This is a genomic window from Caulobacter sp. GSs2 (genome assembly GCF_058680895.1).
Genome location: NZ_CM178725.1, coordinates 3560789 through 3587249 on the forward strand (window position 1 = coordinate 3560789; position 26461 = coordinate 3587249).

At 66.7% G+C, this 26461-nt stretch carries 23 protein-coding genes; 8 read left to right on the plus strand and 15 right to left on the minus strand.

Annotation, left to right across the window (positions count from 1 at the left end; all coding sequences use genetic code 11):
- Positions 1-64: 64 nt before the first annotated feature.
- Together ACW17Z_RS17230 and ACW17Z_RS17235 are read right to left on the minus strand one after the other, a co-directional pair.
- Positions 65-3334 carry an amidohydrolase family protein gene (locus ACW17Z_RS17230; RefSeq protein ID WP_492056898.1) on the minus strand — a complete coding sequence of 1090 codons (3270 nt, stop codon included), beginning with the start codon at positions 3332-3334 and terminating at the stop codon, positions 65-67.
- A gap of 200 nt (positions 3335-3534) precedes the next feature.
- Positions 3535-4746 carry an NADP-dependent isocitrate dehydrogenase gene (locus tag ACW17Z_RS17235; protein ID WP_492056899.1) on the minus strand — a complete coding sequence of 404 codons (1212 nt, stop codon included), beginning with the start codon at positions 4744-4746 and terminating at the stop codon, positions 3535-3537.
- 235 nt (positions 4747-4981) lie between these two features.
- Here ACW17Z_RS17235 and ACW17Z_RS17240 point away from each other — a divergent pair, with 235 nt between their 5' ends.
- The 4 genes from ACW17Z_RS17240 (at position 4982) to ACW17Z_RS17255 (ending at position 9462) form a co-directional block, all read left to right on the plus strand.
- A complete protein-coding gene (locus tag ACW17Z_RS17240) occupies positions 4982-7471 on the plus strand; it encodes an ATP-binding protein (protein WP_492056900.1) in 2490 nt (829 codons plus the stop codon).
- Positions 7472-7731: 260 nt separating this feature from the next.
- A complete protein-coding gene (locus ACW17Z_RS17245) occupies positions 7732-8079 on the plus strand; it encodes a TFIIB-type zinc ribbon-containing protein (protein ID WP_419320857.1) in 348 nt (115 codons plus the stop codon).
- Between the two features lie 10 nt (positions 8080-8089).
- A complete protein-coding gene (gene htpX / locus ACW17Z_RS17250) occupies positions 8090-9019 on the plus strand; it encodes a zinc metalloprotease HtpX (protein WP_492056901.1) in 930 nt (309 codons plus the stop codon).
- Between the two features lie 86 nt (positions 9020-9105).
- Entirely contained in the window at positions 9106-9462 is a 357-nt protein-coding gene (locus ACW17Z_RS17255) for a hypothetical protein (protein WP_492056902.1), read from the plus strand.
- On the opposite strand, the gene ACW17Z_RS17260 is transcribed toward ACW17Z_RS17255, so the two are convergent.
- From ACW17Z_RS17260 to ACW17Z_RS17275, 4 genes are all read right to left on the minus strand, one after another.
- Complete coding sequence (locus ACW17Z_RS17260) at positions 9446-9865, minus strand: acyl-CoA thioesterase (protein ID WP_419320861.1); 420 nt, start codon at positions 9863-9865, stop codon at positions 9446-9448. The two genes, ACW17Z_RS17255 and ACW17Z_RS17260, sit on opposite strands and share 17 nt — an antisense overlap.
- Before the next feature lie 106 nt (positions 9866-9971).
- Positions 9972-10313, minus strand: coding sequence for a Grx4 family monothiol glutaredoxin (gene grxD / locus ACW17Z_RS17265; RefSeq protein WP_419320862.1), 342 nt, complete (start codon positions 10311-10313; stop codon positions 9972-9974).
- Positions 10314-10377: 64 nt separating this feature from the next.
- Positions 10378-11271 (minus strand): aldo-keto reductase family protein, encoded by an 894-nt coding sequence (locus ACW17Z_RS17270; protein WP_492056903.1) that lies wholly within the window; start codon positions 11269-11271, stop codon positions 10378-10380.
- Positions 11272-11273: 2 nt separating this feature from the next.
- Complete coding sequence (locus ACW17Z_RS17275) at positions 11274-11522, minus strand: BolA/IbaG family iron-sulfur metabolism protein (RefSeq protein ID WP_492056904.1); 249 nt, start codon at positions 11520-11522, stop codon at positions 11274-11276.
- A 147-nt stretch (positions 11523-11669) separates the two neighbouring features.
- Here ACW17Z_RS17275 and ACW17Z_RS17280 point away from each other — a divergent pair, with 147 nt between their 5' ends.
- The 3 genes from ACW17Z_RS17280 (at position 11670) to ACW17Z_RS17290 (ending at position 15464) form a co-directional block, all read left to right on the plus strand.
- Positions 11670-12605 carry a M20/M25/M40 family metallo-hydrolase gene (locus ACW17Z_RS17280; protein WP_492056905.1) on the plus strand — a complete coding sequence of 312 codons (936 nt, stop codon included), beginning with the start codon at positions 11670-11672 and terminating at the stop codon, positions 12603-12605.
- Positions 12606-12719: 114 nt separating this feature from the next.
- Positions 12720-14561, plus strand: a complete 1842-nt coding sequence (locus tag ACW17Z_RS17285; RefSeq protein WP_492056906.1) for a PAS domain-containing hybrid sensor histidine kinase/response regulator — start codon at positions 12720-12722, stop codon at positions 14559-14561.
- A 324-nt stretch (positions 14562-14885) separates the two neighbouring features.
- The gene (locus ACW17Z_RS17290; RefSeq protein ID WP_419320867.1) at positions 14886-15464 is read left to right on the plus strand and encodes a fasciclin domain-containing protein; all 579 of its coding nucleotides are present in this window, start codon (positions 14886-14888) and stop codon (positions 15462-15464) included.
- Between the two features lie 42 nt (positions 15465-15506).
- Here the strand turns inward: ACW17Z_RS17290 and ACW17Z_RS17295 are convergent, their stop codons facing one another.
- From ACW17Z_RS17295 to ACW17Z_RS17310, 4 genes are all read right to left on the minus strand, one after another.
- Positions 15507-16310: a DUF3313 family protein gene (locus ACW17Z_RS17295; protein ID WP_419320869.1), complete on the minus strand. Its 804-nt coding sequence runs from the start codon at positions 16308-16310 to the stop codon at positions 15507-15509.
- 104 nt (positions 16311-16414) lie between these two features.
- On the minus strand, positions 16415-16768 hold the full coding sequence (locus ACW17Z_RS17300; RefSeq protein WP_419320870.1) for a hypothetical protein: 354 nt from the start codon (positions 16766-16768) through the stop codon (positions 16415-16417).
- A gap of 10 nt (positions 16769-16778) precedes the next feature.
- Positions 16779-18995, minus strand: coding sequence for a phosphoribosylformylglycinamidine synthase subunit PurL (purL, locus tag ACW17Z_RS17305; protein WP_419320872.1), 2217 nt, complete (start codon positions 18993-18995; stop codon positions 16779-16781).
- 71 nt (positions 18996-19066) lie between these two features.
- The gene (locus ACW17Z_RS17310; protein WP_419320874.1) at positions 19067-19333 is read right to left on the minus strand and encodes a hypothetical protein; all 267 of its coding nucleotides are present in this window, start codon (positions 19331-19333) and stop codon (positions 19067-19069) included.
- Positions 19334-19584: 251 nt separating this feature from the next.
- On the opposite strand from ACW17Z_RS17310, the gene ACW17Z_RS17315 reads away from it, so the two are divergent.
- On the plus strand, positions 19585-20214 hold the full coding sequence (locus ACW17Z_RS17315) for a peptidylprolyl isomerase (protein WP_492056907.1): 630 nt from the start codon (positions 19585-19587) through the stop codon (positions 20212-20214).
- Here the strand turns inward: ACW17Z_RS17315 and ACW17Z_RS17320 are convergent.
- The 5 genes from ACW17Z_RS17320 to ACW17Z_RS17340 all read right to left on the minus strand — a co-directional run bounded on the left by ACW17Z_RS17320 (position 20211) and on the right by ACW17Z_RS17340 (position 26447).
- Positions 20211-20675, minus strand: coding sequence for a hypothetical protein (locus tag ACW17Z_RS17320; protein WP_492056908.1), 465 nt, complete (start codon positions 20673-20675; stop codon positions 20211-20213). The genes ACW17Z_RS17315 and ACW17Z_RS17320 overlap by 4 nt on opposite strands.
- A 192-nt stretch (positions 20676-20867) precedes the next feature.
- Positions 20868-22820, minus strand: a complete 1953-nt coding sequence (locus tag ACW17Z_RS17325; RefSeq protein ID WP_492056909.1) for a CocE/NonD family hydrolase — start codon at positions 22818-22820, stop codon at positions 20868-20870.
- Between the two features lie 89 nt (positions 22821-22909).
- Complete coding sequence (locus ACW17Z_RS17330; RefSeq protein ID WP_492056910.1) at positions 22910-24847, minus strand: CocE/NonD family hydrolase; 1938 nt, start codon at positions 24845-24847, stop codon at positions 22910-22912.
- A 162-nt stretch (positions 24848-25009) separates the two neighbouring features.
- Entirely contained in the window at positions 25010-25672 is a 663-nt protein-coding gene (gene purQ / locus ACW17Z_RS17335; RefSeq protein ID WP_419320879.1) for a phosphoribosylformylglycinamidine synthase subunit PurQ, read from the minus strand.
- Between the two features lie 76 nt (positions 25673-25748).
- Positions 25749-26447 (minus strand): NlpC/P60 family protein, encoded by a 699-nt coding sequence (locus tag ACW17Z_RS17340; RefSeq protein ID WP_492056911.1) that lies wholly within the window; start codon positions 26445-26447, stop codon positions 25749-25751.
- Positions 26448-26461 lie beyond the last annotated feature (14 nt).

Below are 26461 nucleotides of genomic sequence, written 5' to 3' on the forward strand. Positions count from 1 at the left end.
AGGCCGCCCCGGGCGGCGGATGCCCGCCTCGTGCAGAGCGGCCTTGGCTGCCGTCGAAAGCCCCCTAGTCGCGATCGTGACTGTGCGACTCCGTGCTTGTCGCCTCCACGCTCAGCGCCTCGCCATCGCCGCTCTGGAACCAGAACGGCGGGCGTGCCGGCTTTCCCGCTTCGTTCATCTTGCTGTCGAACACCCGGCCATTGGCGATGGTGTAGGCGATGGTCGCGGTGTTGCGGATATCGGTCAGGGGGTTGGCGTCGAACACCACCAGGTCGGCCAGCTTGCCCGGCTCCAGCGAGCCGAGGTCCTTGTCCAGACCCAGGGCCCGGGCCCCGTTCAGGCTGCCGGCGCGCAGGGCTTCCAGCGGGGTCATGCCGCCCTGGACGAAGCTCCACATTTCCCAGTGGGCCCCCAGGCCCTCGCGCTGGCCGTGGGCCCCGATCTGCACCGAGACGCCCAGGCGGTTGAGGCGGGTCGCCTCGCGGGCGACGGCGATGTGGTTGAGTTCATTGTCGGGGGTCAGGACCGGGCGGCGGGCCCGGTTGTCGAGCAGGCGGCGGGGGACGTACTGCTGCAGGCGCGGATCGTCCCAGACCTTGGTGGCCTGGTACCAGTAGTTGTCGCCGGCATTGCCGCCGAAGGCCACCACCAAGGTCGGGGTGTAGGCGACCCTGGTCTGGGGCCAGAGCTGAAGAACGTCAGCATACAGACGCTCCAGGGGGATCGAGTGTTCGATGGTCGTGTGGCCGTCGATGATCATCGACATGTTGGCCTGATACAGCGAGCCGCCTTCGGGCACGACCATCAGGCCCAGCTGGTTGGCGGCCTCGATGATCTGCTGGCGCTGGTCGCGGCGGGGCTGGTTGTAGCTCTTTACGCTCCAGGCCCCGACCGCCTTCATGCGGCGCAGGTTGGAGAGGGCGTCGTCCAGGCTGTCGACCTTGGCGGTGAAGGGCGTGGTGGCCCCATAGAGGATCGCGCCGGTCGAGAAGATCCGCGGGCCGACGACCTGGCCGGCCTTCTGCAGCTCGGAATGGGCGAAGATCTCGCTGGTGTCGTTGGACGGGTCGTGGAGCGTGGTGACGCCGAAGGCCAGGGCCGCATAATTGACCCAGCTGCGCTGCGGGATGATCTCGTCCGAGCCCATCGAGCCGTGCCAGTGGGCGTCGATCAGGCCCGGGGTGATGGTCTTGCCGGCCAGGTCCATGACCTTGGCGTCCGCCGGGATCGTGACCGACCCCCGGGGACCGATGGCGGCGATGCGGGCGCCGTCCAGCACCACGACGCCGTCCTCGATGACTTCATCGCCCTTCAGGGTGACCAGGCGGGCGCCGGTCAGGGCCAGCTTGCCGGCCGGCTTGAAGGCTGCCTGTTTGAAGCCCAGGTTGATGCCGGTCTCGGCGGGCTTGGGCAGTTCGGCGGGGGCGCCCTCGACGAAGCTGAAACTGTCCTTCAGGCCGCGGCTGTAGAGCTGCGGACCCAGGGCCCAGTTGAGGGTGGCGCTGTCGCCCGACCAGTGGATCCAGTCGCCGGCGTCGCGGGTCACCCGGGTCTGGGGCAGGGCCTTGCCGTCGGTGGCGACGCTGACGGCGCGGCCGGTCTTGGGGAAGGGCGCGACATAGGCGTTGAAGCGCTCGGTCCAGGCCACCCAGGCCTCGTCGGGCGAGACGGCGAACTCCGAGGCAAATTCCGAGGTCAGGTGGGTGCGGGGCTCGTGACCGTTGAGGTCGACGGATTTCAGGGCGGCCAGCTTGTCCTGGCGGCCGCTGAAATAGACCCGGTCATTGGCGGCGCCGAACTGCGGCATGGCGCCCTTGTCGGCGATCAGGGTCGCCTCGCCGCCGGCCGTTGCAACCCGATAGAGGCCGGGATTGCGGGTCCACAGGGTGCTGAGCAGCACGCCGTCGGTCGAGGCGCGATAGACGATGGTCTTGCCGTCCGGCGAGAACACCGGCTCGACGAAGCGGCCGGGGTTTTTGTTGACCTTGCGGCCCTCGCCGCCGGTCGCCGGGATCACCCGGATCGAGCCCAGGTCCTCGTCATTCCAGGTGGTGTAGACGATCGACTTTCCGTCGCGCGACCAGGCCGGATAGAGCTCGAAATGGTCGCTCTGCTTGGTCAGGCGGCGCGGCGTTCCGCCGGGCAGGTCGCGGATCCACAGATGGCCCAGGGCCTCGAACACCACCGTCTTGCCGTTGGGCGAGGTGCGGGCCCAGCGGATCATCTTGACGTCGAACTGCTCGGGGGCGACCTCGACGGGGAAGCGCACGGCCTCGCGGGCCTTGCGGGTGTCGGCGACGTGGAAGGGGATGTCGCTGACGGCGTGGCTCTTGGCGTCGATCCTGCGGATCTTGCCGCCGGCCCAGACCACCAGCGACGCGCCGTCCGGCGTCCAGCTGATCGCCGGATAGACCCCGTGGATGGCCCAGGTCTCCTGCATGTCGCGGTCGAGCTGGTCATAGACCTTGGTCTCGCGGCCCGAGGCGATGTCCATCACATACAGGGTCGACTGGAAACGCACGCGGCGGATGAAGGCCAGCGACTTGCCGTCGGGCGAGGGGGTGGGGCGGATCGCGCCGCCGGGCCCGCCCAGGAACTTCTTCACCTCGCCGGTCTCGCGGTCGAGGCGCTGGATGGCGTAGATCTCGGTGTTGGGGTCCTTGCTGTATTCGAACACCCCGCCTTCGGTGACGTCGTCGCTGAAATAGAGGTAGCGGCCGTCGGGCGAGAAGGCCGGCTCGCCTGAGTCCTTCTGCTGGGTGCGGCGCTCGGTCAGCTGCACGCCATTGCCGCCGGCGCGGTGATAGAGCCACATCTCGCCGGCCCCCAGCGAGCGGCTGGAGGTGAAGTGCTTGCGGCCGACGATGTACTGGCCGTCGGGGCTCCAGTCGGGCTGGGACAGCAGGCGGAAGCTCTCGCTGGACACCGCCTTGGGATTTCCGCCATCGCGGTCCATGACCCACAGATTGTCACCGCCGCCGCGATCCGAGGTGAAGGCGATCGACTTGCCGTCCGGCGAGTATTTGGGCTGCATGTCCCAGGAGATGCCGCTGGCGATGTTCCGGGCCTCGCCGCCGTTGATCGGCAGGACATAGAGGTCGCCCATCAGGTCGAAGACGATTTCCTGGCCGTCGGGGCTGACGTCCAGCGACATCCAGGAGCCTTCGGTGACGTCCAGCTTGAGGTCCTTGGTGTAGCCCGCCGGCGGATTGCGCACGTCCCATTTGGGCTTTTCAGCCTTGGCGGCCGCTTCGGGCGCGGGGGCGGATGTCTGGGCCAGGGCCGGAGCGGAGAGAACCAGGACGGCCGCAGTGGCCAACAGGACGCGCTTCATTTGGTGATTCTCCCTCGATCGCGGTGGAGAGTAGCGAAGCGCCGACCAAAGAAAACGCCCCCCGGTTTCCCGGAGGGCGCTGACTTGTCTTCTTCCCCCTAGGGGGAGGAGCGCGAAGCGCGGAGGGGGCGAGTCTTTCGACCACTTGCCCCCACCGGGTCGCTTCGCGACCGTCCGCCCCCGGAGGGGGCGGATGAGTCCTACGCCATGGCCTTCTTCAGGTTCTCGTCGATCTTGTCGAGGAAGCCCTCGGTGGTCAGCCACGACTGCTTGTCGCCGACCAGCAGGGCCAGGTCCTTGGTCATGAAGCCGCTTTCGACGGTGTCGACGCAGACCTTTTCGAGGGTCAGGGCGAAGGCGGCCAGTTCGGCGTTGTCGTCCAGCTTGGCGCGGTGGGCCAGGCCACGCGTCCAGGCGAAGATCGAGGCGATCGAGTTGGTCGAGGTGCTCTGGCCCTTCTGGTGCTGGCGATAGTGACGGGTCACGGTGCCGTGGGCGGCCTCGGCTTCCACCGTCTTGCCGTCCGGGGTCATCAGCACCGAGGTCATCAGACCCAGCGAGCCGAAGCCCTGGGCCACGATGTCGGACTGCACGTCGCCGTCGTAGTTCTTGCACGCCCAGACATAGCCGCCCGACCACTTGAGGGCCGAGGCCACCATGTCGTCGATCAGGCGGTGCTCGTAGTGGATGCCGGCGGCCTTGAACTGTTCGGCATATTCGGCGTCGAAGATCTCCTGGAAGATGTCCTTGAAGCGACCATCATAGTATTTGAGGATGGTGTTCTTGGTCGACAGATAGACCGGATAGCCGCGGCCCAGGCCGTAGGCGAACGAGGCGTGCGCGAAGTCGCGGATCGACGCGTCGAGATTGTACATGCCCATGGCCACGCCGGCGCCGGGGGCCTGGTACACTTCGTGCTCGATGACCGTGCCGTCCTCGCCGACGAACTTCATCGTCAGGGTGCCCTTGCCGGGGAACAGGAAGTCGGTGGCCTTGTACTGGTCGCCGAACGCGTGACGGCCGACGATGATCGGCTGGGTCCAGCCGGGCACCAGGCGCGGCACATTCTGGCAGATGATCGGTTCGCGGAAGATCACGCCGCCCAGGATGTTGCGGATCGTGCCATTTGGCGACTTCCACATCTTCTTGAGCTTGAATTCCTCGACGCGTTGCTCGTCGGGGGTGATGGTGGCGCACTTGACGGCGACGCCGTGCTTCTTGGTGGCCTCGGCGGCGTCGATGGTCACCTGGTCGTCGGTGGCGTCGCGGTTTTCGACCGACAGGTCGTAATAGTCGAGTTCCAGGTCCAGATACGGGAAGATCAGCTTGTCCTTGATAAGCTTCCAGATAATCCGGGTCATTTCGTCACCGTCCATGTCGACGACGGGGTTGGCGACTTTGATCTTGGCCATTGCGGGGTCTTTCCTCCGGCGGTGGCGCGACTGTGGCGATCTGGCGCACAGGGCCAGGTCGCGGGCGCGGACGGGCTGGCTATAGACTGTTGCGCGGCAAGGGAAAAGCCGATCGGTGGAATGGCGTATCTTCAGGGGCTGTTAGGAGACCGGGGCCTTTATGGATAACAAGGATCTTCTGGCGGAGATCGGTAGGAACTGACCGGGCGTGCGCAGCCTTCTGCCTAAAACGGAAATGACCTCGCCCCTGGCGCGGCGCCTGCTGGCGATCGTCGCGGTGCTGTCGATCGCCGTTACGGGCGTGGCGACCGCCGTGGCCTTTGTGTTTGTGCAGAAGAGCGCCGCCGATACCCAGATGCGGCACTTGGCCGAATATGTCGGCGAGCGGGTGAAGACCGAGGACCGGCTGTTTTCCAATCTCGTCAAGGTTCACGAGGCCGCCAGCCTCGCCCTCACCCAGCGCCTGGAAAACCGCGACTCCTCTGCGACCAGGACCGAGTTTGACACCCTGTTTCCGCCGTATGGCGACGGCACTCGACGCACGGCGCCGGGTCTTTATGACGGCGGCCGGACGGGACCCCATTTCGTCTATGGTATCGGCGGCTTTCTGAAGGCGGCCGACCAGATGGATCCCGACGAAAAGGCCTTGTTTGTCTCGGCCCTGGAGGTGGTGGCCAATACGGGCGAGAGCCAAATGGGCCAGTACGACAACTTCTATTTCCTGACGCCGCAAACGCGGATGGTGATGTTCGGCCCCAAGCGGCCCGACAAGCTGATCTATTATCGCCAGAATGCGCCGCCGACCCTGGATATTGCCGGGGAAGAGATGACCCAGATTGCCCTGCCGGCCAACAATCCTGGCCGGACCATGAAGTGCACCAAGCTTCGCCGGCTGATCTCCGATCCCAAGAGCCGGGGCCTGAATGCAGCCTGTGTGACCCCGGTCTATTTCAAGGACCGGTTCATGGGGGCCTGGGGCACCACCCTGTCCCTGGATTCCTATCTGCTGCGCGCCGTCGGCGACGCCCTGCCAGGCGGGACCAATATGATCGTCTCCAATGACGGTGAACTGATCGCCGCACCCGGCCTGGCGCGCAACGGGGTGGTCGAGATTGCGCGCCTTCGCGAGTTCGAGGCGCGGGAACACATCAGCGAGGTGATGCGCCAGATTCGGGGGACCGGCCGCGATATCGGCGCGATCCGCGACGCGCGCAGTGACAGAGTGGTCGCCTATGGGCGGTTAAAGGAGCCCAACTGGTGGTTCCTGATGACCTTCCCGTCCAATGACGTGGTGCTGTCTTCGATCCAGACCGCATCCTGGGTGCTGCTGTTTGGCGTGCTGGGCGTGATGGTCCAGGTGATGCTGCTGTATCGGGTGATCAGCCGCGAACTGGCCTGGCCGCTCAACGTCCTGGCCAAGGCCGAGCGCGGGGGCGATCACGAGCAGGCCCTTGGCGTCGAGGCCCGTCAGGATGAAATCGGCGAGCTGGCGCGCACCCTGCGGCAGCAGCGCGAGGGCAATGAAGAGCTGCTCCGCAGTCTCGAGGACCGGGTGGCCGAGCGGACGGCCGAGCTGGAGCGCGCCAACCGGGCCAAGTCCGTCTTCCTGGCCAATATGAGTCACGAGCTGCGCACGCCGCTCAATGGCGTCATCGCCATCGGCGACCGCCTGGTCGGGGAGGAAAATCCCCAGGTCCGTCGCGAGCTGGCCGAACTGGTCACCTCATCGGGCCGACTGCTGGAGCAGGTGCTGGGCGACATCCTGGATGTCTCGAAGATCGAGGCCGGCCAGTTCCATCTCAACCCCGCGCCCTTCAACCTGGACCGCCTGGTTCGCGGCATGGCCGAATTGCACGCCGCCGTCGCCCAGGCCAAGGGTCTGGACTTTTCCTGGTCGATCGCGCCGGAGGCGTCTGGCTGCTATCTGGGCGACTCCGGGCGGATCAGTCAGATCCTCTCCAACCTGCTGGCCAATGCGGTCAAGTTCACGGCGCAGGGCTCGATTGTGCTGACGGTCGAGCGCCCGGATGAGCGACTGGTCTTCACCGTGGCCGACACCGGGGTGGGCTTTGATGACACGGTGCGCGAGCGGCTGTTCAAGCGCTTCGTCCAGGCCGACCAGTCGATTACCCGTCAGTTTGGCGGCACGGGGCTGGGGCTGTCGATCTCGGCCGCCCTGGCCGAGATGATGGGCGGTAGAATCGACGCGCGGGCGGTGGTCGGATCGGGCGCCACCTTCTCGGTCGAGTTGCCGCTTCCGCCTTGCCAAGGCGAGGCGCTGGACGCGCGTCGGGAGGGCCAGGAGGAGATTTCGCTGCAGGGCCTGACCGTGCTGGTCGCTGAGGACCATCCCACCAACCGCAAGGTCGTCGAGGTGGTGCTCGAACCATTCGGCGTCGATCTGACCATGGTCGAGGACGGCGCAGCCGCCCTGGCGGAGGTGATGAACCAGAGCTTCGACGCCATCCTGATGGACATGCAGATGCCGGTCATGGACGGCTTGACCGCCACCCGCGCGATCCGGGCGCACGAAGTGGCGCAGGGCCTGCCGCCGGTGCTGATCATCATGTTGACCGCCAACGCCATGGAGGAGCACATCGCCTCTGCCAAGGCGGCAGGCGCGGACCTGCACCTGGCCAAGCCGCTGCATCCAGCCTTGCTGCTGGAAGCCCTGGCCGGCGTGCGCAACATCGTCGCGGTCGATTCGGTCAGCGTGGCGGGGTAGGGGATCCCGTATTCCGATCAGCGAGGGTTGGCCGGGACGGCCTGCGGCCGGGATTTTTTTCGATTGCCCCTCTTGAATGGGCCTTGCGGTTGCATAACTCTGTGGAGCGGGCCGGGCCCCTCTGACGAATGAATGCAAGCATTCGTGATGTCGGACCGCATCGGGTGTTCTCGATGTATGGGTCCGGTGTCCCCCACCCCCCCCTCGGTCCGGATTCAGCGTCGGGAACACCCATCCGGTCTGGATAGGGAAATTGCCAAATGCCGCTACTGATGTGCCCTAACTGCGATGGATCGATGCAGGCCGTGAACCGCGCCGGCGTCGAGTTCGACATGTGCCCCAAGTGCCGGGGCGTGTGGCTGGATCGCGGCGAGCTTGAAAAGCTGATGGCCCTGGAGCGCGAAGACGCCGCCGGCCAGGCCGCGCCGCCGCCGCCGCGTCAGCAGGCGCCGTATCAGGCTCCGCCGCAGCAGCAGCAGCACTATGCTCCGCCGCCGCGCTACGAAGAGCCCCGACGCTACAAGGATGACGATGATCGTCATCGCTATGGCCAACAGGGCCACTACAAGAAGAAGAAGGGTTTTGATCTCTTCGACATCTTCGACTGACGAAAGAGCTATGAACCACCTCAAGACCTACATGTTGCTGGCCGGCCTGACCGCTTTGTTCATGGCGGCCGGCTTCATGATCGGCGGCGCCACAGGCATGCTGGTCGCCCTGGTCTTCGCCATCGGCCTGAACGCGTTCTCTTACTGGAACGCCGACAAGATCGTGCTGAAGACCTATGGCGCGGTCGAGGTCGACGAGACTCACCCCGACCGCCGCATCCGCGACTATGCCATCGACGTTCACGCCATGGCCGACAAGGCCGGCCTGCCGCGCCCGCGGGTCTGCGTGATGGAGAACGACCAGCCCAACGCCTTCGCCACCGGCCGTGATCCGCAGCATGCGGCCGTGGCCGCCACGACAGGCCTGCTGGCGATGCTGGACCGCGACGAGATCGCCGGCGTCATGGCCCATGAACTGGCCCATGTGAAGAACCGCGACACCCTGACCATGACGGTGACGGCCACCATCGCCGGCGCCATCTCGGGCCTGGCCAATTTCGCCTTCTTCTTCGGCGGCTCGCGCGACGAGGACCGGCCGGGCGGCATGATCGGCGCGATCGCCATCGCCATTCTGGCGCCCATCGCCGCCATGCTGGTGCAGATGGCCATCAGCCGCTCGCGCGAATACGAGGCTGATCGCGTGGGCGCCCAGATCGGCGGCGACCCCGCCGCCCTGGCGCGCGCCCTGCAGAAGATCGAGGCCTATGCCCGGGGCGGACGGGTGAACCACGAGGCTGAGCGCAATCCGGCCACGGCCCACATGTTCATCATCAACCCGCTGAACGGCAGCGGGGCCGACAACCTGTTCTCGACCCACCCGGCCACCCACAACCGCGTCGAGGCGCTGCTGGCCCTGGGCGTGGGGCAGGGGACGCGCGCCCGGCGCGTGGGCACGGCCGTGCCGGTCAGCACGCCGCGCCGGACGGGGCCCTGGAGCTAGTTAGCGTCCAAGAATGGCGTTGCGCTGGCGGTCTCCGTCCTGAAGGATCAGGGTCATAGACGCCCTCCAGGATCGCACCGCCGTCCATGCCGCCATCCCGTCGATCCCTGCTGGTTTGCGGCGTGGCCCTTGTCGTCGCGGGCTGCGCCACGACACCCAGGCTTCTGGCGTCCGACGTCACATGGCCCGAGCTGGAGCCTGTGAGCGTGACGGCCGACCGTCACGGCCTGACGGTGCGCGTGGCCTCGAAAGGCTGCGTCGCCAAGGCTGACTTCGTGTTCCGACTGGATCGCGGCGCCGGCGGCGCGGTGCTGGCCTTCGCGCGGCGACGGCTGGAGACCTGCCGGTTTGGCGAGGCGGGGGTGGTCGACCTCGTGTTCAGCTATGAGGCGCTGGGCCTGAGGCGCGGGGAGCGGTTCGCGGTGGCTAACCCTTCGCGCTGAACCGCTCGACCATCCAGTCCATCACCCGGGCCGGGCGGCGGGCGGCGATGTCGATCAGCACCCAGTCGGTGCGGCTCTGGGCGCACATCTCGCCGTCGGGGCCGTCGATGCGGACATAGCGCTCGAAGCGCGGACCCTTCAGCTCGCCGACCCAGGTGTAGCCGGTGGCGATCTCGTCCTGGCGCAGTTCCCGGCGATAGTCGATCTCGTGCCGGCGGGCCACCCAGCTCCACGGCGCGCGCTCTTCGGGCGAGGTCCGGGCCGCCCAATGGGCGATGGCCAGATCCTGGGCCCAGGCCAGATAGACCACGTTGTTGACGTGCTCATTGGCGTCGATGTCCGACGCCGTGGGCGTGAAGGTCATCGAGAAGGCGTTGGCGGCGGGCTGGAAAACCCGGCTCACGCGCGGCCCCCGAAAGTGTCAGCGGTTTCGGGGTTGGCGCGCGCGTTCTCAAAGGAGGTTGAGCCCCCCACGGGCGGCGAGCCGCTCTGCACTTCGCCTGGGGGGCTCAAGCCTCGATCAGGCCCTGCTCGGTCATCAGCGTCTTCAGTTCGCCCGACTGGAACATCTCGCGGACGATGTCGCTGCCGCCGATGAACTCACCCTTCACATAGAGCTGGGGAATGGTCGGCCAGTCGGTGAAGGTCTTGACGCCCTGGCGCAGGTCGTCGTCCTGCAGAACGTCGACACCGATGAACTCGACGCCCAGATGGTCGAGGATCTGCACCGAAACGGCCGAGAAGCCGCAGCGCGGCTGGTCGGGAACGCCCTTCATGAACAGCACCACGGCGTGGTCGGTCACGGTCTTGGCGATGAAGTCGAGGGCGGGGGAGGAGGCGGCGTCAGTCATGGCGGGTAGATCCTTGCAAGTCCCTTCAGCTAGGCGCCGCATGTCCCCGGGTCAAGAGCCGGCGCTATCGCTGGCTGGCGGCGCGTTCGCGTTCCTGGGCCGAAAAGCGCGCCATTTCGATCTGGGCGCAGACGCCGTTGGGGAGGTCGCGCTCGACCACGGCGGCCAGGCGTTCGACCTCGGCCTGGGTGTCGGCGGTGATCTGCACCGTGGCCAGCGAGGGCTCGGTCAGGGCGTAGCCCAGGCAGATCTCCTCGGCGCTCCAGCCCTGGGTGCCCGTCAGGAAGTCATAGCCGCCGACATCGGCCAGCGGATCGCTGCGACGCCGCCACAGCGAGGGCTTCTGGAACAGCGGCTTGCTGCCCAACTCGCGCAGGGCCTGGGGCCAGAAGTCTTCACCGATCACCGCCAGGTTCTGGCTGACGGCGGCGCGGACGCGATTGCGCTCGGCCCAGCCCGACGACAGGTTGAACGGCGACGACAGGGCGGTGACCAGGCCAGAGCGGGTCAGCGCCGGATCCACGTCGCCCCGGCTGGCCACGCCAAGGCCCCGGATGGCTCGCCCCTGGTGCAGGGTGCGAAGCACATCGCCGGCGGCGGCCGGCAGGTCAGGACCCAGCGGGTCGTTGAGCAGCACCAGGTCCAGATAGTCCAGGCCAAGGTCATCGAAGGCCGAAGTCATCATGGTTTCGACGACTGCGGCGGTGAACTGGCCGGCTTCTTCGCGCACCCGCCAGGTCAGGAACAGCAGTCGCCGCTCGACCGAGGCGAAGGCTTCGGCCGCGCCCTGCAGCAAGGGCGCCGAAGCGCCGTCGATCTGGAAGCTGTTAATCCCGTTCTCGATGGCCGTGTAGATCAGGGCCCGCCACTCGCTGGCGCGCAGGCGCGACTGGTCGGACAGGCGAAGGGTGATCGCCGAAACCGTCATGCCCGAATTGCCGAACGGCCGGTAAAGCACGGCTAGTCGGCCAGGTCTGCGGGCGGCGCCGCCGTTTCGAGCGCCAGGGCGTGCAAGGTCCCACCCAGCACATCGGCCAGGGCGCGATTGACCATCTGGTGCTGTTTGACCCGGCTCAGACCCCGGAATGCGGGCGACACGATGCGCGCCTTGTAGTGGTCGCCGTCGCCGGCCAGATCGGTCAGCACGATCTCGGCGTCGGGGAAGGCGGCGTGCAGGCGGCCTTCGAGGTCGGCGGGAGACATGGGCACGGGAGGAAAGCTCCAATCCTTGAAGGGTTGTATGCCCCGGAAGTCTTAAGAACGGGCGTACGGCAGACGATAGGGCGGCTTTTGGCCACAGGCAGGGTTAAGGTGATTTAACTCCCTCTGGAAGCCGTCTGCAGGCATAGGGACGGCATGATTCAGGTTCTCGCTCCGCGCCTCCGCCTTCTGGCCCTGATTTTCGCCCTGGGCGTCGCCGCCCCGTCCAGCGCCGCAACGCCGGGCGCCATGGCGCTGGACGATGTCCGCATCCTGTCGGACGACGCCATGCAGGGCCGCGCGCCGGGCACGCCAGGCTCGGCGCTCGCGCGGGCGCATATCCTCAAGCGCTTTGGCGAGATCGGCCTGTCGCCCATCGGGGCCAGCTTCGAGCAGCCTTTCAGCTTCACGCGGCGCGACGGGACTAAGGTGGACGCCATCAATCTGGTGGCCCGCATTCCCGGAACTGCGGGTGACGGCAAGGCCATCGTGGTCACCGCCCACTACGACCATCTGGGCGTGCGGGGCGGCGAGATCTTCAACGGCGCCGACGACAACGCCTCGGGCGTGGCCGGCCTGCTGGCTGTCGCCGAAGCCTTCAAGGCCAGTCCGCCCAGGCACGATGTGATCCTGGCGGTGGTCGACGCCGAAGAGGGCGGTCTGCGCGGGGCCCACGCCTTCGTCGCCAATCCGCCCGTGCCGCTGTCGACGATCGCCCTGAACATCAATTTCGACATGCTGAGCAAGAACGCGAAGAACGAGCTCTATGTCAGCGGCGCCTCGCCGTTTCCGGCGCTGAAGCCGATCCTGGAGAAGGTGGCGGCGACCGCGCCGGTCAGCCTGAAGCTGGGCCACGACACCGACGCCGACGGCGCGCAGAACAACTGGACCAGCCAGTCTGACCACTACGCCTTCGCCGTCAAAGGCGTGCGGTGGCTCTATTTCGGGGTCGAGGATCATCCCGAATATCACAAGAGCACCGACGACTTCGCCACGATCCCGCAGGACTTCTTCAAGCGCTCGGTCGCCACCGTGGTCGCCGCGAGCCTGGCGCTGGACCGGGATCTGGACACCCTGCAGCCCGCGCACTGATCGGTCCAAATGGCGCGGCGGATTGCCACCCCTGTTGGCAACTCGGGCCATCTCAACTTAAGTTCTGCCAAGCCTGCTGGAATTCTAAAAGGATTCGCCGAGATCGACCGGTCCTTGCTGCGCGGTACGATAGTCAGAACTCTCTGGACGGTCGCCCTCGTCGTGGGCGTCGCCATGGCGCTGGACTATGTGGTCAATATCCTGGTCCTGCATAACCCGGCCGCCTACTCGCCGCTTGCCACGTTCCTGATCTCCACGATGATCGCCGCGCCGCTGGCCCTTTCCATCGGTCGACAGCGCGAGGGTCTGCGGCGGCTGGAGATGGACCTGTCCAGCAGCCTGGCGGCCAAGCAACTGGCGATCGATGAGGCCGAGCATCGGCGGGCCGAGGCCGAGGACGCCCTGGAGCGGTTGCGGGAAAGCGACCGGCTTTACCGGCTCCTGTCCGAGAATCTGACGGACAACATCAATCTGTGGTCCCGGTCCGGCGAGCGTCTCTACATGTCGCCGTCCATTGAGCGACTGACCGGCTTTACCGTCGAGGAATGGCGGACCCTGCCGCCGGAGGCGATGACCAGTCCTGAGGACTATGAGGCGGTTCAGGCCCTGGTGCGAACCCTGGTTCCCGGCGGCGAATCCAAGGTTTACGAGTACGAGAGCGCCCGCAAGGACGGCACGCCGATCTGGTTTGAGAGCACCTACAAGCGGGTGGCCGGCGCCGAGCGCGAACTGCTGGTGACGACGCGCGATGTCACCGAGCGCAAGACGCTGGAACTGGAACTCACCCACGCCCTGGAGTTGGCCCAGACGGCGGCTGCGGCCAAGTCCGACTTCCTGGCCAACATGACCCATGAGCTGCGTACGCCGCTCAATGCCATTATCGGCTTTGCCGGGGTCTTGCGCGGGTCCAGCACCCTGTCGGAGCGAGATGCGCGGCATGTGGGGCTGATCCAGGACGCCAGCAACACCCTTCTGAACGTCGTCAATGACGTGCTCGACTTCTCGAGGCTGGAGGCCGGCGGCGTCGAGCTGGATCCGCAGCCCTTCGATCCGCTGGTCATGGTCGCCTCGTGCGCCGCCCTGATCAAGGGCCAGGCCGAGGCCAAGGGGCTGGTCCTCGCGGTTTCGGCCCCTGATCATCTGTCGGCCATGCAGGCCGATGCACCACGTCTGACCCAGGTGCTGCTCAATCTCCTGTCCAACGCGGTGAAATTCACCAATACCGGCCAGGTCACGGTGGTCGTGAACCAGGTTCTGGCCGACGGCGAGGGCGTGCTGCGGGTCGAGGTGCGCGACACCGGAATCGGGATCGCCAGCCAGCAGCTGGATAACGTCTTTGACCGGTTTTCCCAGGCCGATGCGGCGGTGTCGCGACGGTTTGGCGGCACGGGCCTTGGGCTGGCCATTTCGCGCCGGATCATCGAGCAGATGGACGGCGAGATCGGTGTCGACAGCCGCGAGGGCGAAGGCTCGTGCTTCTGGTTCGAGATCCGTGCGCCCCTGTGCGATCTGGCGCCGGAAGCCCCGATGGAAGATCCTGTGACCCCTGATCCGCTACAGGCGGCCCGCCTTCTGCTGGTCGAGGACAACGCCGTCAATCGCGAGCTGATCCGCATCATGCTTGAGCCTTTCGGCATCAAGGTGGACACGGCCAATGACGGCGTCGCGGGCGTCGAGGCGCTGCGCCAGGGAAGCTACGACCTGGTGCTGATGGATATCCAGATGCCGGGTATGGACGGCCTGACCGCCACCCGGCGCATCCGGGCCATGACCGACGCTCCCGGCTCGCGCACCCCGATCATCGCCATGACCGCCAATGTCCTGCCCGAGCAGGTGGCCAATTGCATCGCCGCCGGGATGGACGATCATCTGGGCAAGCCGATCAATCCGTCCAGGCTGCTTGAAGCCATCGCTCGCTGGTCTGGGCGCGAGCACGCTGAGGTAGCGGCAGGCTAATACTAACGGCCGTTGATCCTGACCTCAGAGGGTCCAAATCTGAAAATACGCCGTCACCCCGGGACTTGTTCCCGGGGCCGATGGGTCAGCTTCCTCGTGAGAGTTCTATTCTGCGCCGCGCCTGCGGTTGCACAATGGGCCCCGGGAACAAGTCCCGGGGTGACGAGGATATAGAGCGCGAGGAGTCGAGCTCAGCGGCGCTTGGTAAAAGGCCTTCGCGACAGGTCAGGCGGAAATTTTAATCCGGCGCGCATCCGACTGCGGGACGCGTTCGTAGCTGTGTTTGTCCCAGCAACGGACCAGTAACTCCCCGGAGAAGACCCCATGAAGAAGACCATGATGCTCGCCATCGCTGGCGTGCTTGCGATCTCGTGCGGCGGTTCCGCCTTCGCGAAAATGGAACATCATGCCGCAGGGCATGGAAAGACTGTAATGGTCGGCGGCGCCGCCATGTATCCGACCAAGAATATTATCGAGAACGCGGTCAATTCAAAGGACCACACGACCCTGGTCGCCGCCGTCAAGGCCGCCGGTCTGGTCGAGACCCTGTCCAGCCCGGGTCCGTTCACGGTGTTCGCCCCGACCAACGCCGCTTTCGCCAAGCTGCCGGCCGGTACGGTCGAAACCCTGGTCAAGCCCGAGAACAAAGGCACCCTGACCACCATCCTGACCTATCACGTCGTGGCGGGCCGTCTGACGGCGGCTGACATTGAAGCCAAGGCCAAGGCCGGCGGCGGCAAGGCCGTCCTGACCACCGTACAGGGTCAGCCGATCACCGTGGCCAAGGGTCATCACGGCTGGACGATCACCGACGCCAAGGGCGGCGTCTCGAACATCACCATCGCCGATGCTCTGCAGTCCAATGGCGTGATCCACGTCATCGACACCGTGCTGATGCCCTGACCCGCCGGTTCCCGGGCCGCGCCTAAATGCGGTCCGGGGCCGCTACTCCTTGGGCGGCGGGGCCTTGGCGGGGGCCTCGCCCCGGGAGTCTGGAATATACAGGTTGGTGATGCTCCCGGCGATCATGCCGCCCGGCTGAAAGCGATCGCCATAGGCCTTGCAGGGGTCTGTCTGGCGGTCGATCTTGCGCGACTTCAGCCCCTTGGGGGTCATGACCTCCGCCGCCACATCGGCAAAGGGTTCGGCGAACTGCAGGGCGTCGCCCATGCGTGACAAGGATGGGTCGTCGGTGCCGACCGCCATGGCGCGCCGCGCCCAGGCGATGGCGGCGATCTGACGCTGGTCGCTGGTCGCACGCATTTCCGCCTCAACGCCCAGTCCGCCCAGCGTGCCCGGCGCCCGCAGGCCGATGGGGCCCGGAATGAAGAAGCCCGACGCCGCCGAGGCGGCCGAGGCGATCCGCCCGGTGGGCTCGAACCAGGTGACGGCCGCGCGCACATCGGCGTCCGCCTGTTCCGCAGCGACGATCTCGAACCGCTCGGACAGCTCGAAACACAGTTGCGCATCGACTTCGCGCAGAACGACGTGGCGCTCCTCCGGCGTCAGGGGCGAGCGGCTGTCGGCGCCCTCGGACAGGACGGCCGGCGTCAGGGCCACGCGGCGCACAGCGTCCAGCGCGGCCGGATCGCGGAACTGGCGGATTTTTGCCCGGCCGCCCTTTTCCCGAGCCTGAAGGCCCTCATAGCCGCTCAGGAAGCCCGAGCGGTCGGGAGCGGCTGTCGCGCAGGCCCCCAGTGTCAGGGTGAGGCCTGTAATGGCCAGGGCGCGGGTCAATCTGGGGTGCATGATGTTGTGTCCCGCTCAAACGTGGCCTTAGCGAGGCGGTTCGACCGCCCTGTCATCGCGCAGGACCGGCCCGGAGCTTCCGGGTCGGCCCCATCCCTGCGGGATCAGTCGACGCAGATGGCGCCGGTGGTCTTGCCGTCCACGACCCTGGCGTAGCAGCCAAACTGGACGCTGGTCTTCTGGCACTGGCCGGTGACCGACGCCTGCGGCTCCAGATTGCCCTCAAGGATGCAGGCGCCTTCGCACTGGGTCTTGTCGGTGCAGGTCTTGCCGGCGTCGGCATAGGGCGTGACGCAGGTGGGCAGCTGCAGCTTGCCGCCCCTCTGGATCACCCCGCCGCGCGCGAGGCAGGCCGCTTCGGAGACCTCGGCCGTCGGCGACGGCGCCGGCGCGGTCGGGGCGCAGGCGGTCAGCAGCGACATGGCCAGGGCGGCCGTCGCCAGGATCGCGATTTTCATTCTGATGTCCTCAGGCCGCCGCGCCCATGAAGCCCGGCATCCAGGCCTCGTGAGCCGCGCGCAGGGTTTCGAGAGGGATGGAGAACAGGCCCGTGGAGGCGAAGGCGTCGCCGCCGGCCACGCCGGCCAGGCTGGCGCTGACGCCGGCTTCCTTGGCCGCTGCCAGCACCGCGTCCGGGTCCGGCGTGGCGATCAGGTAGCGAGCCTGGTCTTCACCGAACAGATAGGGGTGCGCTTGCAGGCTGCTGGAGGCGTTCAGGGTGATCCCGACCTTGCTGGCCAGGGCCACATCAGCCGCCGCGATCAGCAGTCCGCCGTCCGACAGGTCGTGCAGGCCGGCGACCAGGCCGGTGGGGATCAGGCCGCGCACGAAGTCGCCGTGCTTGCGCTCGGCGGCCAGGTCGACCGGCGGCGGGGCGCCGTCTTCGCGGCCCAGGATCTCGCGCAGATAGATGGACGCGCCCAGTTCGCCCTGGGTCTTGCCGATCAGCACCAGGGTGTCGCCCTCGGCCACGTTTCCGAAGCCCATGCGCAGGTCATAATCTTCCAGCAGGCCCACGGCGCCGACGGTGGGGGTCGGCGGAATGGCGACGCCGTTGGTCTCGTTGTAAAGGCTGACATTGCCGCTCACGACCGGGAAGTCGAGCGCCCGGCAGGCCTCGGCCATGCCGTCGGTGGCGCGGACGATCTGGCCCATGGTCTCGGGCTTTTCGGGGCTGCCGAAATTGAGGTTGTCGGTGATGGCGATCGGCAGCGAGCCGGCGGCCGTCAGATTGCGCCAGGCCTCGGCCACGGCCTGCTTGCCGCCCTCATAGGGGTCGTTCTGGACATAGCGCGGGGTGACGTCGCTGGTCACGGCGATGGCCTTGCCCTTGCCGTGGATGCGCACGATGCCGGCGTCGCAGCCGGTGGCGCTGTCTTCCAGGGTGTCGGCCATCACGTGGCGGTCGTACTGTTCCCACAGCCAGCGCTTGGAGGCCATGTCGGGGCAGCCGACGACCTTGAGCACAGCCTGGTTCCAGTCGGTCGGGGCGGGGATGGCGGCCGGGTCGAGGCGCGGATGCAGGGTGGGCTGGACCCAGGGGCGGTCATACAGCGGCGCATCGTCGAACAGCGGGGCCAGCGGCACGTCGCAGACCAGTTCGCCGTGGTGCTTCAGCACCAGACGGCCGGTGTCGGTGGTGTAGCCGATGACGGCGGCGTCCAGGCCCCACTTTTCGAAGATGGCGTGGCCTTCGTGCTCGCGGCCCGGCTTGAGGACCGCCAGCATGCGCTCCTGGCTTTCCGACAGCATCATCTCGTAGGCGCTCATGCCGGTTTCGCGCTGGGGGACCATGTCCATGTTCAGCTCGATGCCGACCCCGCCCTTGCCGGCCATCTCGACCGACGACGACGTGAGACCCGCCGCGCCCATGTCCTGGATCGCCGCCACCGCGCCCGTGGCCATCAGCTCAAGCGTCGCCTCGATCAGCAGCTTTTCGGCGAAGGGGTCGCCGACCTGGACGGTGGGGCGCTTCTCTTCGCTGTCCTCGGAGAACTCGGCCGACGACATGGTCGCGCCATGAATGCCGTCGCGGCCGGTCTTGGAGCCGAAATAGACCACGGCCAGGCCTGCGCCCGGCGCGGCCGAGTAGAAGATCTTGTCGGCGTCGGCCAGGCCCACGCACATGGCGTTGACCAGGATATTGCCGTTGTAGCCGCTGTGGAAATTGGTCTCGCCGGCCACGGTGGGCACGCCCACGCAGTTGCCATAGCCCGCGATGCCGGCGACCACGCCGTCGACCAGACGCTTGGTCTTGGGGTGCGAAGGATCGCCAAAGCGCAGGGCGTTGAGCAGGGCGATCGGCCGAGCGCCCATCGTGAAGACGTCGCGCATGATGCCGCCCACACCCGTCGCCGCGCCCTGATAGGGCTCGATGTACGAGGGGTGGTTGTGGCTCTCCATCTTGAAGATGATCGCGTCGCCGTCGCCGATATCGATCACGCCGGCGTTTTCGCCCGGTCCGCAGATCACGCGCGGGCCGGTGATCGGGAACTTCTTCAGCTGGTTCTTCGAGGATTTGTACGAGCAGTGCTCGCTCCACATCACCGAGAACACGCCCAGCTCGACCAGATTGGGCTCGCGGCCCAGGCGGTCGAGAACGACGGCGTATTCCTCGGCGTTGAGGCCGAACTCACGGGCCGTTTCGGCCATCGACTTGGTGGGGGCGGAGGAGGGGGTGCTCATGAGGGCGCCTTCTAGCGCGACCTCGCAGATTCCGCCACTGGACAGAGCGTTGGAAAGGCTTTCCCGGGCGATCAGTGAGCGGCTTTGTCCGCCGTGGCCTTTGCCGGCTTGCCGGTGGGCTCGCCCATGGCGTCCTTGACCTGAACGCTGACAATGGCGATCCAGCTGTCCATCCGGGCTCCAGCCCCGGTGAACGACTTGGCGTGGATCGCCAGGCCGGCCGTCAGCGCGCCCAGCAGAAACAGCGGAACCACCACCAGGCCAACCAGCGGATTGCCGGGCTTGCGACGCTTGCGGGCCCAGACGGGGACGCCGCTCACGGGTTCAGGAGTGCTCATCGGTTCTTCCCATCGAGGCCGTCGACGGATTTCGGTGTTCGCGCGAGGGCGCGGCCCTGAAATCGTCGCTTCTTGTTCGAGGCCAATAAGTGACGCGAGGCGCGCCAGTTTCCAGCGCTCTCCCTCTCAGAGCGAGCTGGGTCGGCTGCGTAAATCCAGATAGGCGACTGTCTGGCTTGAAACCCCGGGGCGAAGCGGGCGAACATGGTTATGCTGGGAAAGCCCGCCCTGCCGACAGAGGTTCACCCGCCATGCTCGGACCGACAGCAGAAATTGACCGCCGCAGCCTCCTGGTCGCTCTGCTGGCCACGCCGCTCGGGGCAGCGGCAGCGGGTCCGGTTCAGGTGAGGCTGGCGACCGGACGCGGCGCCATCGTGCTTGAGCTCTATCCCGACAGGGCCCCGATCACTGTCGCCAACTTCCTCGCCTATGCCGACCAGCACCTCCTCGACGGCGGCAGTTTCTATCGCACGGTCGGACCCTGGAACGACCACAACCCGGCGACCATCAGCGTGATTCAGGGCGGGCTGAATCGCGATGACAGCCCATTGCCGGCCATTGCTCATGAAACCACCCGCCAGACAGGCCTGCGCCATACCGACGGGGTGATCTCGATGGCGCGCGACGCGCCGGGCACGGCGGGGGCGGAGTTCTTCATCTGCATCGGCGACAATCCAGCCCTGGATTTCGGCGGCGCCCGCAACCCCGATGGCCAAGGCTTCGCGGCGTTCGGGCGGGTGGTCGAGGGCATGGATGTGGTCCGGGCCATCCACAAGGCGCCGGCCGTCAGCAGCGCGGGCGATCCCTATCTGAAGGGGCAGATGATTGAGAAGCCCGTGAAGATCCAGCAGCTGCGCCGCGACGGAGTCGGCGGCGGCTAGAACGGATGCGGACGGCGAATGTCCATCGCGCGGCCTTGCTGGCACACACCGCGATATCGACCCGCGCCCGCGATATCGACCCGGCCCGTGGCCCGGTTTACCGTCACGCGCTGGGTGTTGCTGGCGTTCAGCTGATAGGCGCCCGTGATGATGTCGCCCTGCTGGCTGACGTCCTTCAGGCGCCACCAGCCGTCCCGACCGCCGGTATTCACGCCCGGGATCATGCGCTCGCCCAGGTGGATGCGTCCGCGCGTGCTGTTGATGTCGATCTCTATCGTCGCCGGCCGACGATAGGCGGCCCAGCGATCTTGCAGCGCTGATCGAACTTCGCGTCGCGTGGCGTCCTCCGCGAAGAACCGGTCATCGCGCGCGCCTTGGCAGACCAGTTTCAGATCAACAGGGGCCGGGGAGGCGGAAGCCATTGTCGCGGCTGCGGCCAATATCGGAACAAGCATCAGCATGGATCAACTCTCACGCCTGTGATGGAGCTGATCGAAGTGGGACACATACTGCGGAGAGTGTAAAGTTGGAATGCAATCCTTGGAATAATGCGCTCAGCCAAGACGACGGGCGGCGCGACCGCTGACGCGATACCCCGCTACCGCCAAGTGCAGGGCCGGCGATCGTTCGCCGGCCCCTTTACTGAGCCGTCGCTACTTCTCCACCACCGGCAGCTCGATGAAGCTGGCCGTATCCCCGGCGTGGAACACTCGCTGGGTCGCCTTCACATAGTCAGCCGGCTTGGCCAGCAGGATGTTGGGCACGAAGGTCTGCGGGTTGCGGTCATAGAGCGGGAACCAGCTGGACTGCACCTGCACCATGATCCTGTGGCCCGGCTTGAAGGTGTGGTTCGCGGTCGGCAGGATGAACTGGTACTTCAAAGGCGTGTTCGCCTTGATCGCCTTGGGATCGCTGAAGCTCTCGCGATAGCGGCCCCGGAAGATGTCCATGCCCACGGCCAGTTGGTAGCCGCCCAGTTCGGGCTGGCTGGGGACCTCGTCGGGATAGACGTCGATCAGCTTGACCACCCAGTCGCTGTCGGTCCCGCTGGTCGAGGCCGTCAGATTGACCTTGGGCACGCCGGCGATGGTCACGGGCTTGTCCAGCGGCTCGGTCGTGTAGGTCAGCACATCCGTGCGATCGGCGAAGGCGCGCTGATCGGTAACCAGCCATGATTTCCACCGATCGCCGTCCGCGAAGCGCACGGGGCGGGGCAGGTAGGGCACCGGCTTGGCCGGATCGGAGACATATTCGTCAAAAGCCGCCGCGCCCTTGGCCGCCGCCGGGGCGGTGAAGGACAGGCCGCCGTTCGGCGCCAGGTACAGCGGTTTGGACCTGGACTGGCAGTTGCTCTCACAGGCCAGCGGCCAGCTCTTGAACCTGTCCCAGTGATTGGCGCCGGTGTTGTAGATCAGCACCGGTGGCGTGTCGGCCTTGGGCGCGCCGTCCTTCAGGTACTGGTCGAAGAACGGCTTGAGCACGTCGCGGCGGAACTGCAGGGCGGTGTCGCCGTCCCACTTGAACGGGCCCAGGTTGTAGCCCTCGTAATTGACCTGGCTGTGCCGCCAGGGGCCCAGGACCAGGTAACTCTTGTCGTTGGCCGTATCCTTGGGCTCGGTGGCGGCATAGGCGTGGACGCCGCCCCACATGTCTTCCTGGTCCCACAGACCCTGGATCCACATGACCGGCACGTTCAGCGGGGTCTTGGCCATGGTCTTGTCGAGAGCCTGCTCGCTCCAGAAGGGCGTATAGGCCGTGTTCTCGACCATCTTCTTCCACCAGGGCAGGCCCTCCAGGCCGTTCAGCCTGGCGTAGTCGCCGGCCGAACCGGCGCGGCGGAAGGTCTCGTAGTCGTCATAGCCGGGCCGCACCACGTCGTCGGCCGCGCCGCGCGCGGTGGTCTGGCTGGCGAAGAAGTCGAAATTGGGCTGACGGAACGCGCCGTGGTGGAACCAGTCGTCGCCCATCCAGCCGTCGATCATCGGGCTCATCGGGGCGGCGACCTTGAGGGCCGGGTGCGGATTGACCAGGGCCATCACCACCGTGAAGCCCTCATAGGAACTGCCCAGCATGCCGACCTTGCCGTTGGTCTCCGGCACGTTCTTCACCAGCCAGTCGATGGTGTCATAGGCGTCGGTCGAGTGATCGACCTCGGAGGAATTCAGCGGCCCCTTCAGCGGCCGCGTCATCACATAGTCGCCCTCCGAGCCGTACTTGCCGCGCACATCCTGGAAGACGCGGATATAGCCGCCGTCGGCCACGAACGGCTCGTCGCCCTGGGGCAGGGTCGAGATCATGCGCGGGCTTTCGTTGCGCGTGGCCCGCTTGGCGGCGTTGTAGGGCGTGCGGGTCATCATGATCGGCAGGCCTTTGCCGCCCTTGGGGATCACGATGACGGTGTAGAGCTTGGTCCCGTCCCGCATGGGGATCATCACCACGCGCTTGTCGTAGTCGAAGCCGACCTTGGCGGCGACGTACTTGCCGTCGATGTCCGGCGTCATCGCTGCAGCTTGGGCCGCAGTCTGGGCGTGGGCGGCGGCGGCGGCGAAGACCGTCAGGGCGGCGGCGGCCAGCAGGCCGGCGCGCAGGGACAAGGCAAGACTCATGATCGGAACTCCCTAGGGTGGTGACACCCTAGGAGCGCTCGGCGCCGGGCGCTACGCCCGAGATCTGGCTTGACCCCGCGGCTGCCCGCCTATTTGGCCTTCACCACCGGCAGTTCAACGAAGCTGGCCTTGTCCGCCGCGTGGAACACCGTCTGCGTCGCCTTCACATAGTCGGACGGCTTGGCCAGGAAGATGTTGGGCGTGAAGGTCTGGGGGTTGCGGTCATACAGCGGGAACCAGCTGGACTGGACCTGCACCATGATCCGGTGGCCCGGAAGGAACACGTGGTTGGTGGTGGGCAGGGCGAAGCGATAGGTCAGGGGCGCGTTGGCCTTGATCGGCTTTGCCGTCTCGAAGCCCTCGCGATAGCGGCCGCGCAGGATGTCCATCGACACCGGCAACTGATAGCCGCCCATCTCGGGGGTGGCCGCGACCTCATCAGGATAGACGTCGATCAGCTTGACCACGAAGTCGCCGTCTGTGCCCGTCGTGGCGGCCACCAGATTGACCATCGGCTCGCCGCTGATCTTCACCGGCGCCGTCAGGACCTCGGTCGTATAGGTCAGCACGTCGGTGCGGCCTGAGGCCTCGCGCTGGTCGTCGACCAGCCACTGGGTCCAGGTCAGGGGCGGCTCATAGCCGGTCGGCTGGCTGGGACGGGCCCGATAGGGCACCGGCTTGGCGGGATCGGAGACATAGCTGTCGCTGGCGGCCTCGCCGGTCTTGGGCGCGGCGAAGCCCGCCTTGCCGCCGGCCTGAAGATAGAGCGGCGTGGCGGTCGTCGCGCAGCCCTTGGCGCAGCCCGAGGGCCAGGCGTCCAGCTTGCGCCAGCGGTTGGTTCCGGTCTCGAAGGCGGTGACGGGCGCCACGTCCATGGGCGGGGCGTCGTCCTTCAGATAGTGGGCCAGGAAGGGGGCCAGCACGTCCTGGCGAAATTGCAGGCCAGTGTCGGCGTTGAACTTGATGGCGCCCAGGCTTGAGGCTTCGTGGATCTGCTGGCCATGGTTCCAGGGGCCCATCACCAGGAACACCTTGTCGTTGCCCAGGTCCTTGGGCTCGAGGACCTTGTAGACCGCCGGCGCGCCGTAGATGTCTTCCTGGTCCCAAAGGCCGTGGACCAGCATCACCGGCACCTTCAGCGGCTCCCTGGCCAGAAGCTTGTCGACGGCCTGGCCGCTCCAGAAGGCGTCATAGGCCGGATGGGCCAGGAGCTTCTCCCAGAAGCCGATCTGCTGCAGGCCCATCTGGCGGCCCAACTCGCCGACCGATCCGGCCCGCATATAGAGGTCGTAGTCGTCATGGACGCCGGAGATCCAGCGCTCCTCGTTCTTCCGCGTGCCGACCTGCTCGTACATGTAGGGCATGTTCTGCTGGCGGAAGGCGCCGTTGTGGAACCAGTCGTCGCCCTTCCAGCCGTCGACCATCGGGTTCATCGGCACGGCCACCTTCAGGGCGGGGTGCGGGTTGAACAGGGCCTGCAGGGTGGTGAAGCCGTCATAGGAAATACCCAGAATCCCGACCTTGCCGTTGGTCTCGGGGGTGTTCTTGATCAGCCAGTCGATGGTGTCCCAGGTGTCGGTGGCGTGGTCGACCTCGGTGGGGTTGAGCGGGCCCTTCAGGGGCCGGTTCATCACATAGTCGCCCTCGGAGCCGTACTTGCCGCGCACGTCCTGGACGACGCGGATATAGCCGCCCTCGATCACGACATCGACCGGGTGGTCATAGCCGTCGATGGCGTTGGCCATGCTGACGCCGGGGGTGATCGCGGTCATCGCCGAGGCGTCATAGGGCGTTCGGGTCAGCAGGATCGCGGCATGGCTGGCCCCCTTGGGAACCAGGATGACGGTGTGCAGCTTCACGCCGTCCCGCATGGGGATCATCACCTCGCGCCGCTCATAGTTCAGGCGGTCGAGATTGGGCTTGAAGACGGCGGGGGTTTCGCTGGCCAGACCAGGGGGTTGCTGGGCGAAGCTGGGCGTGGCGGCGGCCAATATGCTGGTCGCCAGCAAGGTCAGTATGGTCTTCACGGTCTTCCCCCTCAGGATTCTTCGCTGGGGGACCATCGACTGACTTGTCATCCCGGACAAGCGCGTAGCGCGCCGATCCGGGACCGCAGGAAGCGCGGCGCTCAGGCGTCGGTCCCGGCTCTTCGGCCGGGATGACCTCGACGAGGGGAGAGGACGTGAGTCCTAGGCGCTGGCGAACACGCTGCGGAACAGGATCGCGCCGTCTTCCGAGCCCAGGTCGGCGTCGAATGACCGGTCGGGGTGGGGCATCAGGCCCAGGACGTTGCCCTTGGCGTTGACGATGCCGGCGATATCGCGGGCCGAGCCGTTGGGATTGTCCTTGTAGCGGAAGACCACCTGGCCCTCGCCCTCGAGCCGGTCCAGCGTCTCTTCATCGGCGAAGAAGTTGCCCTCGCCATTGCCGACGGTCATCACCGCCTCGCGCTGCTCGCCGAACTCGGCGGTGAAGCGGGTCTGGCTGTTGACGATCTCCAGCTCGACCGGCTTGCAGATATATTTCAGCTTCTCGTTGCGCAGCAGGGCGCCGGGCAGCAGGCCAGCCTCGCACAGCACCTGGAAGCCATTGCAGATGCCGACCACGGCCATGCCGTCATCAGCGGCCTTGACGACCGCCTTCATGACCGGGCTTTGAGCCGCCATCGCGCCGCAGCGCAGATAGTCGCCATAGGAGAAACCGCCGGGCAGAACGACCAGGTCGAGGTCGTCGGGCAGCGACGTTTCCTGGTGCCAGACCATCTCGACGCGGGCTCCGGCGGAGCGCTCGATGGCGACCTTGCAATCGCGGTCGCAGTTGGACCCTGGGAAGACGATGACGGCGGCTTTCATGGCGCGGGCCTGTAGCACCGTTCGCGCCGCCTGTCAGCGCATCCTTCGCCAGAAACGCCGCAAGATCGGACGCGGGTCAGGCTTCGTTTTTCGACAGGACGCCGGTCGCCGACACCTTGCGCGGGCCTGCCTTGCTCAGCGGCACGGTCGCGGGCCAGCGGGCGCCCAGAAGGCGATCCTTGGCGATGCGCGTGATGCAGACGCTGTCGGCCTGATTGCCGCCCAGCACATGATAGGCCTTGGAGTCCTCGCCGACATACAGGGCCACATGGCCCTGCCACCCCTCCCGGCTTCCGCGCCAGAACACCATCACCGCGCCGGGGCGCGGGGTGCAGGGGCCGCCGAACTTCATCCAGTTGCGCGCGCCCAGCGGATTGTTGGGCAGGGGTTCGGTGGTCAGGGTGGCGCCGATGCAATGGGCGACGAACAGCCCGCACCAGGGAATGTCGTCGGAGTCATAGTCGATGCCCAGCTTGTCGGCCCAGTCGAGGAGCGTGGCGTTCGAGCCCGGGCCCGCAGTCTCGCGCAGGCCCATCAGGCGGCGGGCTTCCTGGAACCAGACGAGGGTGACGTCCTCCAGGCTGTCCTTTTCGGACTTGGCGTCGGGCAGCAGGGCCTTGGCGGTCTTGGGCCCGACGACGCCGTCGGCCAGCAGGCCCTTGCTGGTCTGAAAGGCGCGCACCGCCGCCGCCGTGCGGCGACCCCAGGCTCCGTCCAGGGCGCCGGGGTCAAATCCCTTGGCGGCCAGAGCCTTTTGAATGTCCAGAATGGTCATGCGAGCCCCCAGCG